Annotated in this window: 19 protein-coding genes; 6 read left to right on the top strand and 13 right to left on the bottom strand. The window is 66.1% G+C overall.

Going from position 1 to position 14,459, the window contains the following annotated elements; translation table 11 throughout:
• The first annotated feature begins 40 nt into the window (after window positions 1–40).
• From ACO05N_RS11895 to ACO05N_RS11885, 3 genes are read left to right on the top strand one after another with little or no spacing between them, the layout of a single operon-like run.
• Complete coding sequence (locus ACO05N_RS11895) at window positions 41–304, top strand: hypothetical protein (protein WP_422057298.1); 264 nt, start codon at window positions 41–43, stop codon at window positions 302–304.
• Complete coding sequence (locus ACO05N_RS11890) at window positions 301–945, top strand: glycoside hydrolase family 108 protein (RefSeq protein WP_422057297.1); 645 nt, start codon at window positions 301–303, stop codon at window positions 943–945. The genes ACO05N_RS11895 and ACO05N_RS11890 overlap by 4 nt, the downstream gene beginning before the upstream one ends.
• Window positions 942–1,361 (top strand): hypothetical protein, encoded by a 420-nt coding sequence (locus tag ACO05N_RS11885; protein ID WP_422057296.1) that lies wholly within the window; start codon window positions 942–944, stop codon window positions 1,359–1,361. The genes ACO05N_RS11890 and ACO05N_RS11885 overlap by 4 nt, the downstream gene beginning before the upstream one ends.
• Before the next feature lie 112 nt (window positions 1,362–1,473).
• On the opposite strand, the gene ACO05N_RS11880 is transcribed toward ACO05N_RS11885, so the two are convergent.
• From ACO05N_RS11880 to ACO05N_RS11820, 13 genes are all read right to left on the bottom strand, one after another.
• Window positions 1,474–1,632, bottom strand: a complete 159-nt coding sequence (locus tag ACO05N_RS11880) for a hypothetical protein (RefSeq protein WP_422057295.1) — start codon at window positions 1,630–1,632, stop codon at window positions 1,474–1,476.
• A gap of 89 nt (window positions 1,633–1,721) precedes the next feature.
• Entirely contained in the window at window positions 1,722–1,931 is a 210-nt protein-coding gene (locus ACO05N_RS11875) for a hypothetical protein (protein WP_422057294.1), read from the bottom strand.
• Between the two features lie 38 nt (window positions 1,932–1,969).
• The gene (locus ACO05N_RS11870) at window positions 1,970–2,614 is read right to left on the bottom strand and encodes a hypothetical protein (protein WP_422057293.1); all 645 of its coding nucleotides are present in this window, start codon (window positions 2,612–2,614) and stop codon (window positions 1,970–1,972) included.
• A complete protein-coding gene (locus ACO05N_RS11865; protein WP_422057292.1) occupies window positions 2,611–2,844 on the bottom strand; it encodes a hypothetical protein in 234 nt (77 codons plus the stop codon). Before ACO05N_RS11865 ends, ACO05N_RS11870 begins: the two co-directional genes overlap by 4 nt.
• A complete protein-coding gene (locus tag ACO05N_RS11860) occupies window positions 2,837–3,502 on the bottom strand; it encodes a hypothetical protein (protein ID WP_422057291.1) in 666 nt (221 codons plus the stop codon). Before ACO05N_RS11860 ends, ACO05N_RS11865 begins: the two co-directional genes overlap by 8 nt.
• The gene (locus tag ACO05N_RS11855; RefSeq protein WP_422057290.1) at window positions 3,499–3,675 is read right to left on the bottom strand and encodes a hypothetical protein; all 177 of its coding nucleotides are present in this window, start codon (window positions 3,673–3,675) and stop codon (window positions 3,499–3,501) included. Before ACO05N_RS11855 ends, ACO05N_RS11860 begins: the two co-directional genes overlap by 4 nt.
• Window positions 3,672–4,439, bottom strand: coding sequence for a PRTRC system ThiF family protein (locus ACO05N_RS11850; protein WP_422057289.1), 768 nt, complete (start codon window positions 4,437–4,439; stop codon window positions 3,672–3,674). Before ACO05N_RS11850 ends, ACO05N_RS11855 begins: the two co-directional genes overlap by 4 nt.
• Window positions 4,429–5,088 (bottom strand): PRTRC system protein A, encoded by a 660-nt coding sequence (locus ACO05N_RS11845; protein WP_422057288.1) that lies wholly within the window; start codon window positions 5,086–5,088, stop codon window positions 4,429–4,431. The genes ACO05N_RS11850 and ACO05N_RS11845 overlap by 11 nt, the downstream gene beginning before the upstream one ends.
• The gene (locus tag ACO05N_RS11840) at window positions 5,085–5,894 is read right to left on the bottom strand and encodes a PRTRC system protein B (RefSeq protein WP_422057287.1); all 810 of its coding nucleotides are present in this window, start codon (window positions 5,892–5,894) and stop codon (window positions 5,085–5,087) included. The genes ACO05N_RS11845 and ACO05N_RS11840 overlap by 4 nt, the downstream gene beginning before the upstream one ends.
• Window positions 5,891–6,994, bottom strand: coding sequence for a hypothetical protein (locus tag ACO05N_RS11835; protein ID WP_422057286.1), 1,104 nt, complete (start codon window positions 6,992–6,994; stop codon window positions 5,891–5,893). The genes ACO05N_RS11840 and ACO05N_RS11835 overlap by 4 nt, the downstream gene beginning before the upstream one ends.
• 72 nt (window positions 6,995–7,066) lie before the next feature.
• The gene (locus ACO05N_RS11830) at window positions 7,067–7,273 is read right to left on the bottom strand and encodes a PRTRC system protein C (RefSeq protein ID WP_422057285.1); all 207 of its coding nucleotides are present in this window, start codon (window positions 7,271–7,273) and stop codon (window positions 7,067–7,069) included.
• 40 nt (window positions 7,274–7,313) lie between these two features.
• The gene (locus tag ACO05N_RS11825; protein ID WP_422057284.1) at window positions 7,314–7,730 is read right to left on the bottom strand and encodes a PRTRC system protein E; all 417 of its coding nucleotides are present in this window, start codon (window positions 7,728–7,730) and stop codon (window positions 7,314–7,316) included.
• 62 nt (window positions 7,731–7,792) lie between these two features.
• Window positions 7,793–9,400 (bottom strand): PRTRC system ParB family protein, encoded by a 1,608-nt coding sequence (locus ACO05N_RS11820; protein WP_422057283.1) that lies wholly within the window; start codon window positions 9,398–9,400, stop codon window positions 7,793–7,795.
• 298 nt (window positions 9,401–9,698) lie between these two features.
• On the opposite strand from ACO05N_RS11820, the gene ACO05N_RS11815 reads away from it, so the two are divergent.
• The 3 genes from ACO05N_RS11815 to ACO05N_RS11805 all read left to right on the top strand — a co-directional run bounded on the left by ACO05N_RS11815 (window position 9,699) and on the right by ACO05N_RS11805 (window position 14,453).
• Window positions 9,699–10,277, top strand: a complete 579-nt coding sequence (locus ACO05N_RS11815; protein ID WP_422057282.1) for an NADPH-dependent FMN reductase — start codon at window positions 9,699–9,701, stop codon at window positions 10,275–10,277.
• A 236-nt stretch (window positions 10,278–10,513) separates the two neighbouring features.
• Window positions 10,514–12,964, top strand: a complete 2,451-nt coding sequence (locus ACO05N_RS11810) for a TonB-dependent receptor (RefSeq protein ID WP_422057281.1) — start codon at window positions 10,514–10,516, stop codon at window positions 12,962–12,964.
• Window positions 12,965–13,181: 217 nt separating this feature from the next.
• Complete coding sequence (locus ACO05N_RS11805) at window positions 13,182–14,453, top strand: CynX/NimT family MFS transporter (protein WP_422057280.1); 1,272 nt, start codon at window positions 13,182–13,184, stop codon at window positions 14,451–14,453.
• The last annotated feature ends 6 nt before the right edge of the window (window positions 14,454–14,459 follow it).

Below are 14,459 nucleotides of genomic sequence, written 5' to 3'. Positions count from 1 at the left end.
CGGGCACCGCCCCCGCATCACCCTTCAAAGGAACTGACCGATGGAGAAACCTCAGACCTTCTGGGGCCGCGTCCGCGCGCGCCTCGTCGATGACTGGCATACCGCCTGGCGCTGGTGGTCGATCCGCCTCGCCGCGCTGTTCGGTCTGATTGCCACCTACCTGCTCGCTGCCCCGGAGACGCTGGTCCAGGTCATCAACATCCTTCCGCCTGAGCTGCGCCGCTGGGTGCCGCCCGCGCTCGGCCCGCTGATCACGGTCCTGATCGTCGGCATCCGGCTCTACAGGCAGGGAGAGAAGAAATGAGCGGCAAGATGACCGGGTTCAATGCGAACCCTGCGCCGCCTGCGCCATCCCGGCCGGGCAAGAAAACCGGGCTGGCCGCGATCGTTGCCGCCATGCTCGCCGGGGTCATCGCCGTCGAGGGCGGGTATGTGAACCACCCCAGCGACCCGGGCGGCGAGACCAACATGGGCATCACCAAGAAGGTGGCGGTCCAGAACGGGTACCGGGGGCCGATGCGGACGCTTCCGCGCGAGGTTGCCGAGAACATCTACTATCGGCGCTATCTGGTCGACCCCGGCTATGAGCCGCTGATCGGCTTGGATGCCGCGGTGACCGAGGAGCTGTTCGACACCACCGTCAACATGGGCCCGGCGCGACCGTCGCGCTGGTTCCAGCAGGGCACCAACGCCTTGTGCGGCACCCGCCTTGTTGCCGACGGCAAGGTCGGCCCTTCGACGATCGCCGCCTACAAGAGCTGTCAGGACCGGCGTGGCGCCGCACAGCTTTGCGTTGCGATGCTCGCCCACCTCGATGGTGCTCAGCGCGGCGAATACGACCGGCTCGTCCGGGTCAACCCCAAGCTCCGCGCCTTCCACCGGGGCTGGATCGCGCACCGCATCGGCAATGTCGATCGAGCCAAATGCGGGAGGGCGGTCCGATGACCTTCCTGCTGAAGAACTGGAAGCTGGTCGGCTGGGGCGTCTCCGTCGCGATCATGGGCGTCCTGCTCGTGATCGCTTGGGGGGACAGCGCCCACTGGGAGAAGCTCGCGGTCAACCGCCAGCTCCTCATCGAGAAGACCAAGCGCGAGGCGGCCGAGCAGCGCGCCCGGAACGCCGAGCGCTACGCCACCGCCCTGGACGGGCACGCCAGGCGGGTGACCGCGATGGAGCCCGTCATTGTCCACAGCCGAGATACCGTGAGGGAATATGCGCAAACCCCTGCTGGCCGCACTACTTGCCTTTCCGCTGAGCGCGTTCAGCTGCTCGAGAGAGACGACCGCGCCCTTGAAGCTGCCTCCCGCGCCGGAAGCGGCGAAGGTGCCGTGCCTGATCCCGCCAATCCCCCGGCAAAGTGACGGCTCTGCCACCTCCGCCGATATGGAACTCGCCGCGCGGGAACGCGCCATCGCGATAGCGCAGTGCGAGACCCGGCGCCGGCTGCTGATCGACAGCTGGCCGAAGTAGCGGTCAGGAGTCGTCGGGCCATCCGATCTCGGCTTCGCCCAGCCCGAGATAGCGCTCCAAGCGCTTCCGGTCCGTCGACTCCAACCATTCCGGCCGGCCATCACGGACCCAGGTGTCGAGGTAGCGCGGCGGCTTACCGATCAGCCGCGACAGCGCGGCCAAGCTTTCGCCCCGTTCCCTTGCGCGTTCGCGCAGTCTGGCGCGTGCCTGGTCTGAGGTGGGCCAAGGCTTCATCGACCTCTCCCCTTCGATCAATCCGGACGGTTCAACTCGGCGAAATGCGTCGGCTGATCCGAGATCGGCTCCGACTCTCCATCAAGCCACCAGCGGATTGAGCTATCGTCGGGGTCGACATTGGCCGAGCCGATGTAGAAGTCCTCCAAGATCCAGATCAGCAGGTTGCGGCCGTCCTTGAGCTCGTCGGTCAATTCTTCGATCGGCAACCAGTCGATTCGTCCCATCCCGCGCTCCTTTCCGGTCGTCGGTAGCACGAAGCCCCTCATTCCTCCCAGCCGAACATCCTGTTGATCTCGTCCATGTCGAGGTCACCAGCGGCCCGCGCGCGCGCCTTCAGCACGATGCGACGCCATATCCGTTCGAGTCGACGAACCTCCCGCATCGACCACGCATATCCGGCCCCGAACTTTCGTTCGCGCGCCTTCGCCTGTCGCCAGATCCTCGAATAGACGCGGCGCTCCTCGGCGGTGGTCAGCGGGCGCCAGTGCTTCTGGCAGAGGAACTGGTCGCTGCGCATCTCCCGCCCGGCCCGATCAGTCGTGCAGCGACACCCTTCGATCGCGCAGGGATTCCGGTCTTTGTGCTTGGTGCACCGGAACTGGTCGCCCTCCGCCCACATCGTACCGCCCCGCGCACCGCAGCAACCGCAGCCCGGTCCGGGTACGACCTCAAACTGATCGATCGTCGCGCGCCAGGCGGGATTGTTGTCCAGCCATCGGGTCAGCCACCACTCGCGATTGTAGATCAGCGTGGCATCAAGCGCGTTAGCGGTGAGCGCATAGCTCAGCTCTGGCTGGCGGTCGGGATCGTGACACGCTGTCCCAGCGATGCACGGCCAGTTGAAATGCTGCACGAAGAAGCGCCCGCTGTGGTGGCGCATCACGAAGCCTTCGCCGGTCGAGATCACAGCAGCCTCCTCTGTCCGCCGTCCGCGTGCTCCCGCACCCGCTCCAGCTCGATCGCCCACCCCCCGCTCGGGGTGCAGCGCGTTTCCCAGCACCACCCGGCTCCGCAGAGCGCATGGGCCTGCATTTCCAGGTGTTGGACGAAGGGCATGTCCCCGTCCTCCTTGTGGCTGGCCTTCGCCGCCTCGATGACGATGTGCCGAAGCTCGGCCGCCGCGCGATCGTCAGACATCGCCCCCGGCCCATTCGCGGACACGCTTCTTCGCGGCGGCGTAGCGCCCCCGCACGGCGGTGAAGCTTCCCTCCCGATACAGCTTGCGGCTGATCGTCGGCCCGGTCCTATCGCTGTTCCAGACCACGCACGCGAAGTCGATCGTCCCACCCGAGAACGCGGCATCGCCCAGGTCCTCGATCTTACTGCCCGGCGGCATGCTCGGCCGATCGGAGAACACGGCCTCGAACGCCGGCGGGAACTCATCGTAGAGGTGCGCGCGGGTCAGCCCTGCCAAGAAGCGCAGCTGCACGATCAGCGCGACAGGGCCAAGATCGAGCTGCAGCGCGCGGATCGCCCATTCCAAGGCGACGTTGAAGGGCGGGTTGCTGGCGATGATGAGCCGCCCAGGCCCAGGCCGCCGTGGCGCGTCGCGGAAGAAGTCGAGCGTCCCTACCGCCCCTCCCCTCTGCACCAGGTCGGTCCCATAGGCATGATGGCCCGCGCGCTGCGCCGCGCGCACGATCGCCCCCCGCCCCGCCGCCGGATCCCAGACCGGCAAGCTGTCCTGGAGCATCCCGCTCCGGAAGAGCAGGTCCGCCGCCCAGTCGGGCTCGCAATACCATTCGTCCTCGGCGCGATCATAGGCGACCCGGCGGTTGTTGTTCGGTGCGTTCATCTGAATGTGAATCCTTCGATATCGGCGGCGGTGACGCCGCTCCGGGCGCTGTGCCGGCTTAGCCAGGCGTGCATGGCGGCTTTGCAGTCCCGGCACTTCGGCACCGGCTCCAGCGCCTCGGTGTCGGTCTGGAACCCGCAGAGGCAGGCCCAGGCGTAGATGCGCTGTTTCATGCCGCGGGCGCGTCGCCCTTTGGCAGTGCGATCGGCACGACTTGCCCGCTCGCCAGATTGATGAAGCCGCCTGCACTCCCGATCGATCCTCGCCCGAGCAGCTCGTAGAGTAGGGCAAGCGCGTGGCTGGAAACGACGCGGTTCACGAAGAGGGATTGCCGCTCCAGCGCCTCCGCCACCGAACAGGACGGCGCGTCATCCTCAGCGATGGTCTCGTCTGCGAGCTCGGGAAATGCTTCCAGCACCGTGGGCAGGCGAATTGCGTCCCGCGCGATCTGCTTCGGCGTCCCGATGATAAACTGTCCATCGGTCGCGCGATTGCCGAGGTCCAGCCAGTAGGAGGGAGACCGGTTGCTCTCGGCGATCGCTGCCCCAAGCGCGCGCCGCGCCGCCGCAGTGTCGACGCAGGTTATCACGATGTCGGCCCCATCGACGCCGGCTGCGTCCGGCGCCCGCCCGTGCACCGCCTTCCAGTCGAGACCGTGCGCGATGTTGATGCGTTCGACCAGCGTGCGCGCTTTAGAGTTTCCGACATCGCAACGATAGAAGGGCTGGCGACCAAGATTGGCGACCGTGACGATATCGTCGTCGACCACCGTAACCCTGAGCGATCGTGAAGAGATTTCGCGCAGCGCCGCATCGAGGCTGGCGAGGCCCATCAGCATCTGCGCGCCGTTCCCGCCGCACCCGACCAGCAACACCTTGATCGGCCGGTTCTCGAAGATCGGGGGGAGGTAGTGGCGCGCTCGCGCGTCATGCGTCATGATCTTCTCCAGCAAAAGGGCTGCGGGGCATCGGAAGGAACATCCCCCCGGCACAGAGGCGGGAGGCGATCTCGGCGCCCTCGGGATCATCGAGCCGCCCGACGACCAGCGCGATCTTCGTGGAATGCGCGTCGTCAGCATCGTCGGTGGAGCTGAAGAACGCGCGCCCTCGACCGTGGCTATGGATGTCGCAGACGACGTACCAGCCGGGGCCGACCGCTGGGGGGCGATAGACCAACCGTGATGGCGTCGCCTCGACCGTGTCAGGAAAGTGGACCTCGAATTCCCCAGACACTGCATTCCAAAGAACGAATGCAGCGGCCTCGTTGGGCAACGCGGTCATGAAGTGGGCGAGGATGCGATCGAGCAGGCCGCCGGGGATCAAGCCGCACCGAAGCATCGCCCTGGGTCGCCCGACGCTGCCATACGGAACATAGCCCGGAAAGGCCGGAGCCATCAGCGCATCGACCTCGAGCCATGGCCGCCGCACAACCAGCATGACCCCGTCGCGCCCGACAATTACCCCCTCGCCCGCCGGCGCGCTGCGCAATTCCTCAATGGCCGGCGACCGGCCGACTTGTGGAACCGGATAGCAGGGCACCGCAGTCAGGATCGCTGCGGCGGTTGGATCATCGGCGAGAATTTTCATGCTCTGGCACTCCTTGCGATCAGGTCGCGCAGCGTCAGAGGCTCAGCCTTCTTATCAGCTGGGCGCTGGCGATCGTTGGATGGAATGAATGGCCTCAGCCGGGACACCGGGAAGCGGCGAGCGCCGCGCGCTGCGAGATCGTCCCACAGCCTGACCAACCCGCCCTTCCCCTTGATGGTCCGCTCCTGAGCGGGGTTCGGATGCGTCGACCAGGAGTCGAACACCGCATCCTCGAACTCCTGCATGGATCCGACGTCGAGCGTCTTCGGGCGCACGATGTTTCCCCAACAGAGTTGCCCCGTGACAAAGACGTTCAGCACCGGAGAGCATAGGATCGGGGTGTCGGCCCTCGGCCGTTCACTCGCGGGCAGCGCATAGACGCCGAGCCCAGATCGCGTGGCGACGAAGAGATGCGCGGGGTATGGGACGGGAACCGCCGTGCGCTCGGTGAGACGCTTCAAATCCTTCGGGGGATTCGACAGTGCGAAGTAGGCCGTGCGGACCTGCGCCGGAATCCACCACACCAGCATGTCGGGGTGCGCGACCAGCACGTTCTCCGGGAGAATTTCCGGCACCGCGTTGCGCTCCAGCGCCTCTGCCCATTTTTGCAGGTGCGCGCGCGTCAGCGGGGCACCAGCTGCGATCACGGGCGCGCCATCCACCTCCGCGACGCTGTGGATGCTCGCGAACGCCGTCGCCCCGGCGCGCGGTGCGCCGCCTGGCGTGATGCCATTCGTGTAGAGCAAGATGGCGCCGCTAAGCACCAGCCCGCCCGGTGTCGCTTCGAATTCGCACGAGTGCTTCATGCCCGCGCCTCCGGCTTGGTGGGGTCGAAGTCGATCAGCTCCTGCGCAGCGTGGAGGACGTCGAGACCGAGGCGGAAGGATGCGAACCACTGGTCGATCCGGTCCGCGTCCGAAAGCTCGACCAGTCCCGCGACGTCCATGAAGCCCATTTCCATCCCACTGCGGCCGACCTCGTCGAGCTCGCGCGCGAACTGATCGAATGGGACGAGGGTCAGGGGTGGTAGGTGTGACGCCTCCTCGATGTGCGGAAGGTAATGGCACACGCGATCGAACTCGATGATCCACGCATCTCTCGTTGCCCGGTGGGCTTCATACGCCTTTTTCAAACGGGCCAGCCTCGCGCGCAGCTGGGCGGGCATCTTCTTCAGAGCGCCTGGCTTAGCGGTCATGAAGTCCGGCCGTTTGCCGTTCATCGCCGACGGCAACATCTCCTCGACTTCCTCCGGGTCGACGCCGTAGCAATCGACCAGATGGGCGCGGGCTTCGTCGTCGGTCGCCGCCCCCTCCCAGTGGTACATCGAGAACTCTTCAAAGAGGTCGACATAGTTGAACAGGGAAAGGACGCTCCCAAGCGTGTCCTCCAGCGCCTTATACGCCGCGGCCCGCCAACCGACCGGAGCGACCGATCCGAACAGCGTGTCCGACAGAACATTGCTCTTTTCGATCCAGCCCAATTCAAGCTGACCGATGTCGTCACAGATCACCGCGATCGCCGGCGGCATCTCGTCGTCACCGACCAGCACCGCGACCCGCAGGTTCGTCAGCTTCAATGGGGCGAGCAGCTCCATGACTGCTGCGCGGAACCCATCTTCGATGTGCCTGCGTGCCTCCGCGCGCGTGAACAGGCGCTCCGGCTCGCGCGAGGCAAGCCACTGGCCGATAATCCGGTGGTGATGTGCCAGCGGTGCGTCGAAGGCGCGCGGGACATCCGGCGAGATCTTCGCCGCCCGCCCAGCAAGGTCACCCGAGAGGCGCAAGCCTGAGGCCGGGGGGCGGCTGGAGCGGCTCGCCGCGCGGGGGCGCGAGGCAAACGCTCGCATGGAGGGCTTGCTCGGCCTCGCTGCAGACGGGGTCAGATGCAGTTGCTGTGTCGCCATCATCGTTTTCGATCCATTCGAGGAGCGTTTTGCGCGGGGGTGGCGCGATCGCCGGGCGTGTCGATCGCGCCACGGTCAGCCCTTGGTGCCGACCGCGCGACGGTATTCGGTGACCAGCACGCCATTGCTGACACCGGCATCGACCGTCTCGGCGTTGAGAATCGCGGGGTAGAGCTGCGCGTGATAAGCGCGCAGCGCCTGGGGATCGTTGGCGATGTGCGCCGGGACCGGGAGGTCGATCCCGTCATAGCGATACACGCGCTCCAGTTGATTGATCTGCATGGGAAGCTCCTGAATTGGGTTAAGGTCGGCGGGCTGGGGATCACCAAAGGCTGGCCGGTTCCCCCGGCTTCGCATCGGCGGGCGGAGTGCTTGCGGGCGGCGGGGCCGCAGCCGCGGCGCTCTTGGCCGGTGAGGGTGCGGGCTTCGCCTTCGCGGCCGCGCTCGTCTTTGCCGCTTCGGCGGAGGCGCGCTGTTCCGCGAGCTGATCCGCGAGAGCCTTGCGGGTCGCGATCAGCTGGCCCAGCGCGCCCTCCTCGCCGCGCGCGAGCTCGGCATCAATCTCGGCGGCGCTCGCGGTGATCGAGATGGGACGGGCTTCGTCGGTCCCAAGGGCGTGCTTGGCCCCTTCGGCCTTCCTCGGAATGATGGTCAGCGTGACAGTCTCGTCAGGTCCGGCCGCGAGGTCGAACCCGAGGGAATAGCGGGAGAGCAGCGGTAACAGGCTGGCAATCAGCATGGTGGCAGTCCTTCGTCTTGGTGGAGTTGGGTGCGCATCAGGCGCTCGGCGCGGCGTCCGGCTTAGGCAGAGGGCTCGCTGGTCGGCGGAGGGCCGTACTTGCCGTCGAGCGCCATCGCGCTGGGAACGCGGCCCGCCCAGGCGAAGCCCGTGGCATTCAGCATCCCTGCGATGATCGCGTCGCGCTTTGCCTTGAGCAGGTTCGCAAAGGGCTTCGTGCCCATGTGGGCGACCAGGCCGCATTCCTGTGCGACGAATTTCAGCTCGTCGTTGGTGCAGCGCTCCAGGAACACTTGGTCGACCTGCCAGCTGGCCCGGAGATCGACGTCGAACTCGACCGCGAGAACCGTGACTATCTCGAAGCTGGGCACGTCCTTCGCATAGGCGGCACCGATCGCCGCGAGCACATCGCTAGCCCGCTTGCTCGGCAATTCGCGAAGCTCGGCCAGCTTTGCATTGTAGTCGCGTTTCTCGAAGCCTTCGCCGACGAGAAGGGCGGCGCGCGCCGTCAGCGTCTCGGGTTTGATCTGCGATAGAGTCCCCGACATCGCGGCAGTGAGAACCGTCACCAGTCCGTGTTCCGGGTTGGCCGCAAGGGCCCGAGCGACCGCGCTACGCCATGCCGCTTCCCGAGCGTCCGCGAAGCGCGCGGCGATAGACTTCGCTGTGACGGCCACCTTCGGGGCTGCTGCGGCCGGAGCGGGCTTGGTCGGCGCAGCGGGTGCCGGAGTGGGTGCCGGAGTGGGTGCCGGGGCCGGTTGCCCACCCGGCACAATCGCATCGGCGGGAGCCAGCGTTTCCGCCTCGGGGGCAGAATTCGGCTCGATTGGTGCCGCCTCCTCCGCTGGTACCGGCGCTTCCGCCGCCTTCGCCGCGGCGGCGCGCTCCTCTTCCTCGCGTCGGGCAGCATCCGCCGCCTCCAGCTTCAGCTGGAAACAGCCGCCATTGGTGCAATGGCCATCATCGACATGGGTACCGAACAGCGCGCCCTGGACGGCGGAGTTGAACGGGCAGGCCGCGCATTCCGCCTTATCGAAGGTCGCGTTCGCGAGATCTTGCGTCACGCGCATCAGCAGCTCGCGCGTCTTCCCGACATCGAGGTTCGCCGACAGGATCGTATCGAGCGCCTTGTCCTGCTTGGCCCCAGGGACTGCTGCCAGCAGTTCGGCATGGCCGACCTTGATCCGGCGCTCGTCGAGAGCGGTCTTCACCGTCGCCGACAGGTTGGCGAGAGCAAGCCGTCGTTCGAGCTTGGCGGCTGACCAGCCGAGGCGCGCGGCGGCCTCCGCCTTGTCGCCCTGACACGCCGCGAGAACGCGCACTGCGGCATCGGCCTGTTCGGTCTCCGATGCATCATCGCGGACATCGTTTTCGTCGATCGCCGCCTCCAATGCCTCCTGATCGGTGAGGTCGCGCACGATGACCGGGATTTCGCCGTCAGCCCCGAAAGCTTCCAGCGCCGCGCGATATCGCCGCCCGCCGGCGACGATCTTAAACTCGGCCGAGTCAACGATGGGACGCACCAGCACGGGCTGGAGCAATCCCCTCAGCTTCAGCGAAGCGACCAGCTCGGCGTGCTTTGCCGGATCGAAGTACCGACGCGGGTTGTCGGCTTCGCGCAGCTGGGCGAGGGGCAGCGTGGTCGGGCGGATTGGCTCTGGCGCAATCATGCGGCCACCGCCCGCGCGGACGCGCCAAAGTGGTTAGACGTTGAGGCCCGGACGCCGCGGGTTTCCGTGGGGCCTTTTCGGTCGGTTAGACATTTCAGACCCGCAGAAAACGGTAGATTTGGAAGCCCGGCTCGGGCCTCCATCGCCCCATCGCGCGACGCAAAGCGATGGAACTTGGCGCTGATCGCCCGAAATTCTGTGCTGGGACGCATCGGCACGCCGCGCGCTTGACCATCGGACACGGGCTGCCAATTCCCTTCGTGCCGGCGACCAGCGCCGCGGGAAGCGGAGTTTCGAGATGCGACCGCTGAACATCGTGGGAATCGGCGGGACTGCCCAGCGTTCCTCTTCGACCGAATCCGCCCTTAGACTCGCGCTGAACGCCGCGAAGGCAGCCGGAGCACGGACACGATTGTTCGGCGGAACCGAACTTGCCGCTCTGCCGCATTATCTGACGCCGACGGCGGCGGACCATCCGATCGGTCGCGCATTGGTCGAAGCGGTGCGCGGCGCCGATGCGGTGCTGATCGCCAGCCCCGGCTATCACGGGTCCGTATCGGGAATCGTGAAGAACGCGCTGGATTATCTGGAGGAAACTGCGCGGGACGCGCGGCCCTATCTCGACGGGCTCCCGGTCGGCCTGATCGTCACCGCCTATGGGTGGCAGGCAACCGGCAGCACGCTCGCGACGCTGCGCGCGATCGTCCACGCGTTGCGCGGCTGGCCTGCACCGCTGGGCGTCACGGTCAATTCCACCCAGTGTAAGTTTGCGGATGGCGGGTGCAGCGATCCGGCGATTGCCGCGCAACTGGCGCTGGTGGGGCAGCAACTGTTCGATTTTGCCAGTCTGCGCCGCAGTGCAGCGACGGCCGCCTGAGTAACCGCCGAATCCTGCCCGCCCGTTCGTTTCACTTACATTTCAATATGCTACGCACGATCGCGACCAGCTGAGGCGTAGCGCGCCGCCGATTTATGTCGGTTTCGGGTCAACTAGTTATTCGCTTGCGCACAAGACCCCGCGCCCGCCCGATGGCTCAATCCCGCCACTGTCGGGAGCATCCTGGACCAACGGGAGCCCCATCTCGGGAGGATCAACACGATTGGGGGATGGCGATGAAAACCGCTTCTAGCAACTTCGGTGTGACGGCATGGCGGCTCGCTTTGGTGGCGACCGCATCGACATTGGCAATGACGCCTGGCATCGCGGCGGCGCGCGACGCCGCGCCCGGCGTTACCGGAAATCCTACCGCGACGGACCCGGTCGATAATCAACAGACCGGCGAAATCGTCATTACCGCGTCGAAACGCGACACCAGCCTCCAGGACGCGACGCTGTCGGTCACCGCTGTCACCGCTGACACGCTGAAGGAATCGAACATCACCGAAATCACCGGCCTCAACGGGACCGTCCCGGGGCTGGTCGTTGCGCGCAGCGGCGGTGGAGAGCGCCTGATCTCGATCCGCGGCGTGGGGTCGGAAACGCCTGAAAACGCCAATACCCAGCCGGGTGTGTCGTTCCATGTCGACGGGGTCTATATCTTCAACTCGATCGCCGCCAACGCGGCCTTTATCGACATCGCCCAGGTAGAGGTGCTGCGCGGTCCGCAGGGCACGACTTTTGGTCAGGGGTCGACTGGCGGCACCATCAACGTCGTCACCAACCAGCCCTCGACCAGCGCCTTTACCGGCGATCTCAGCGTCGGGGTCGGCAATTACGGACTGACCCAGGGCAGCGCGGCGATCAACGTACCGATCGGTACGTTCGCGATCCGCGGCGCGGTGCAGTATCAGAAGCGCGACGGCTACGCCGTTGCTACCGGGGTTCCGGGCACCAGCGAATATGACCTGGACGACCAGAATGAGATTGGCTGGAAACTCGCCGGGATCTGGCAGCCAACCGACAATCTGTCGATCCTGCTGACGACGATCCAGTATGAGGCCGACACCCATGGCCCGGCGCAAAAGAACATCCTCGATCCCAATCCCGACCCGCGCGTCCTGACGCAGGATTATCCGGGGCGGTCGATCATCGACACCGAACTCTATTATGGGGTCGTCCGGTTCGATGCGGGCTTCGCCGTCGCCAAGTCGATCACCAGCTATCAGAAGCTGAGCAGCCGTCAGAGCTGGGACGGTGACGGCCTGACCGGCAATCTGTTCGAGCGCAATGTGCTGGGTGGCTACAAACCCGCCCTGAACGGCAACCCGGAGCGCCTGGGCGCACGCTACGACCACGTGCCCTTGTGGCAGCAGGATACCAAGAGCTGGACGCAGGAGGTCAACCTCGCCTCGGCCGGCGACGGGCCGTTCAGCTGGATCGTCGGCGGCGTGTATCTCTGGTCCAAGAACGCGCAATACATCGCCGAGTACCGCGCGAGCACCGGCGATCCCTATGCCGCCGCCTTGCCGGCGACGACGCCTTACAACAGCCCGCTCGTTCCGCTCGTGACCTATGCCGAGCTGTCCGAGATCACGCGTGAGGCCTATGCCGGCTATTTCGAGGCGTCCTACGCGCTGACCGACGCGCTGAAGCTGACCGCGGGGCTCCGCTACAATCGCGACGAATATTCGGGCGTATCCGACACCAACAGCAGCGGTCCTGCGGTCACGTCCGGTGCCTATCTTCAGCCGCGGCCGACGCCGGGACTGACCACCAGCGAATGGACCGGAAAGGCGGCGATCGATTACAAGCTGACCCCCAACAACATGGTCTATTTCAGCTATACGCGCGGCTTCAAGCCGGGCGGGCTGAACGGATCGGCGGCGGGTGCCGCGCCGCAGGTGCTGGGCTTCGCCAACGGCATCCGCCCGACCTATCAGCCGGAAACGGTCAATTCGTTCGAGCTGGGGTCGAAGAACAGCTTCGCCGGGGGCAAGGGCAGGCTCAACCTGTCCGCCTTCTACTATGATTATTCAAACCTTCAGTTCCTCGACGAGGACGCGATCCTGTTCGGTGAGGGCGTCGCCAATGCGCCGAGTGCCGAAATCTACGGGCTCGAGATCGAAGGCGGGTTCCAGTTGGACGATCACTGGTCGCTGGACGGCACGGTTTCCTTGACGCGCGGCAAGTTCAACGCCGACTTCCTGGCGCTGGACCCTGCGGCTGCGGTGCTCGCGCAGAATGCCGCCGGCTATTACGGCACCGGGGAGTTTTTCGCCAATTTCTTCGCCGCCGCCCTCGCCCGCGACGCGGCGCGCGCCAACATCAATGGCAACAATGTGCCAAAGATTCCGAAGGTTCAGGGCAGCGCCACGCTTGGCTATTCCAACACGATCGCCGGGGGCGAGCTGACGGCCAAGGCGACGCTGATCTACCGCGGCGAGTATCAGTATCGGCTGTTCAACAACTCGATCTACGACACCACGCCCGATTATGCGCAGGTCAATCTCTTTGCCCAATATGAACCGGCGGGCACCAATCTGGCGCTCAGCCTGACCGTCACCAATCTGTTCGACACGGTCGGCGTCAACTCGCGCTTCTCCGACCCTTATGGCAGCGCGCAGACCTATGACACCTATATCGCCCCGCGCCAGGTGCTGGGGACGATCAGCTATCGGTTCTGATCCTCGATACGCATGGGGATTTCTGCCGGGCGGCGTGGCGACACGTCGTCCGGCTTTTTTGTGCGCGCGGCGTAAAGCGGTGCGGATTTGGCGCGCCGGGGCGGGATCAATTGTTCGGGCGCGGGCGATCAAGTCATGCTCCGCCATTTGCTTAGTCTCCTCCTCAATCGACCCCCGGTTCATTCCGACTGCGGGACACGAGCGAAGGAGTGCGCCGATGCCACGCAGTCTATGGGTCATGATCGCCGCGTCGCTGGGCTTTGGCTTCGTGACCGCGACCACCTTCACCTCGCTCGGCTATGTCCTTTACACGATGGTCGCGGACCTCGGCTGGTCGCAAGCGGCGGCCGGGAGCAGCTTCGCGTTGCTCGGGCTCGCTTGTGGCCTTGCCAGTCCCTTGCCGCCGTTCCTGATCAAGCTGGTCGGATCGCGGCTGACGCTGTTCATCGGTGCCATGGTGCTCGCCGCCGGGTTCCTGCTCGCCTCGGTCGTCCAGGGTATCGGTCTGTTCTTTGTCGCGACCGCGCTGATGGGTGCGGGCTTTTCGCTGATCGCACCGTCGCCCGGCGTGTTCCTGATCGCTACCTGGCTGCCCGAACGCTCGGCGCGGCTGCTCGGCGTCTATTTCATGGCGGGATCGCTGGGTGGCGTGGTCGGTCCGCTGATCGTCGGCGCGATTGTCGGCCTGGCGGGTAGCTGGCGTCTGCACTGGGCGCTGATGGGCATGGCGGCGATCGCGCTTGGCCTGCTGTTTCTGGTTGCGGTGCGCGACGCAGTGACGGTGGAGAGCGCCGATCAGGTCAAGCATGCCGCGAGCGGGCAGGTCGCCCCGTCCAAGGCATCCGCCTGGACCGTGCGCCAGGCCATGCGCAGCCCTGCCTTTCTGCTGATCGCGGCGGCGATGCTGGTGGTTCAGACCGTTGTGACTACGCTCCATTCGGTGCTCGTCAGCCATGTCGCCGGAATTGGCGGCGGTGCGGGTGCGGCTGCAGCGGGTGCGCTGGCGATGAGCCTGCTGGCCCTGACGGGCACGCTGGCCAAGGGGGCGACCGGTGCGTTGGCGGAGAAATATGACGCGCGCTGGCTGCTGATCCTTGGCCTCGGGCTTCAGTTCGGTGCGATAACCCTGCTGGCGACGGCACAGACGCCGGTGCTGGCGATCCTCGCCGCGCTGCTGTTCGGGATCGGCTGGGGCCTTGCCTGGCTCAGCGCGCATGTCCTAATCCTGCGCTATTTCGGTGCGGCACTGGCCGCCGACCTGACGGCGATGGCGACGATGGCGACGACGCTGGCCGTGCTCGGCCCGCTCAGCGCCGGCTGGGTCGCCGACCGCACCGGCGGCTTTGCGCCCATCTTCCTGGTGTTTGCGGGGCTGCTCGCGCTCGTCATCGCATCGACCACATTGTTCCTGCGTGCGCCGCGCCCCCTCCCCCAGCCCGATGTCGCGCAGTCGCGCGACGACGACCCCCTTCTCGTCCCCGCCGAATAGCGCATG

Source organism: Sphingomonas sp. (assembly GCF_965227385.1).
GTDB lineage: Bacteria > Pseudomonadota > Alphaproteobacteria > Sphingomonadales > Sphingomonadaceae > Sphingomonas.
The sequence above is the reverse complement of the archived record's forward strand: the minus strand, read 5'-3'. Positions and strand labels throughout refer to the sequence as shown.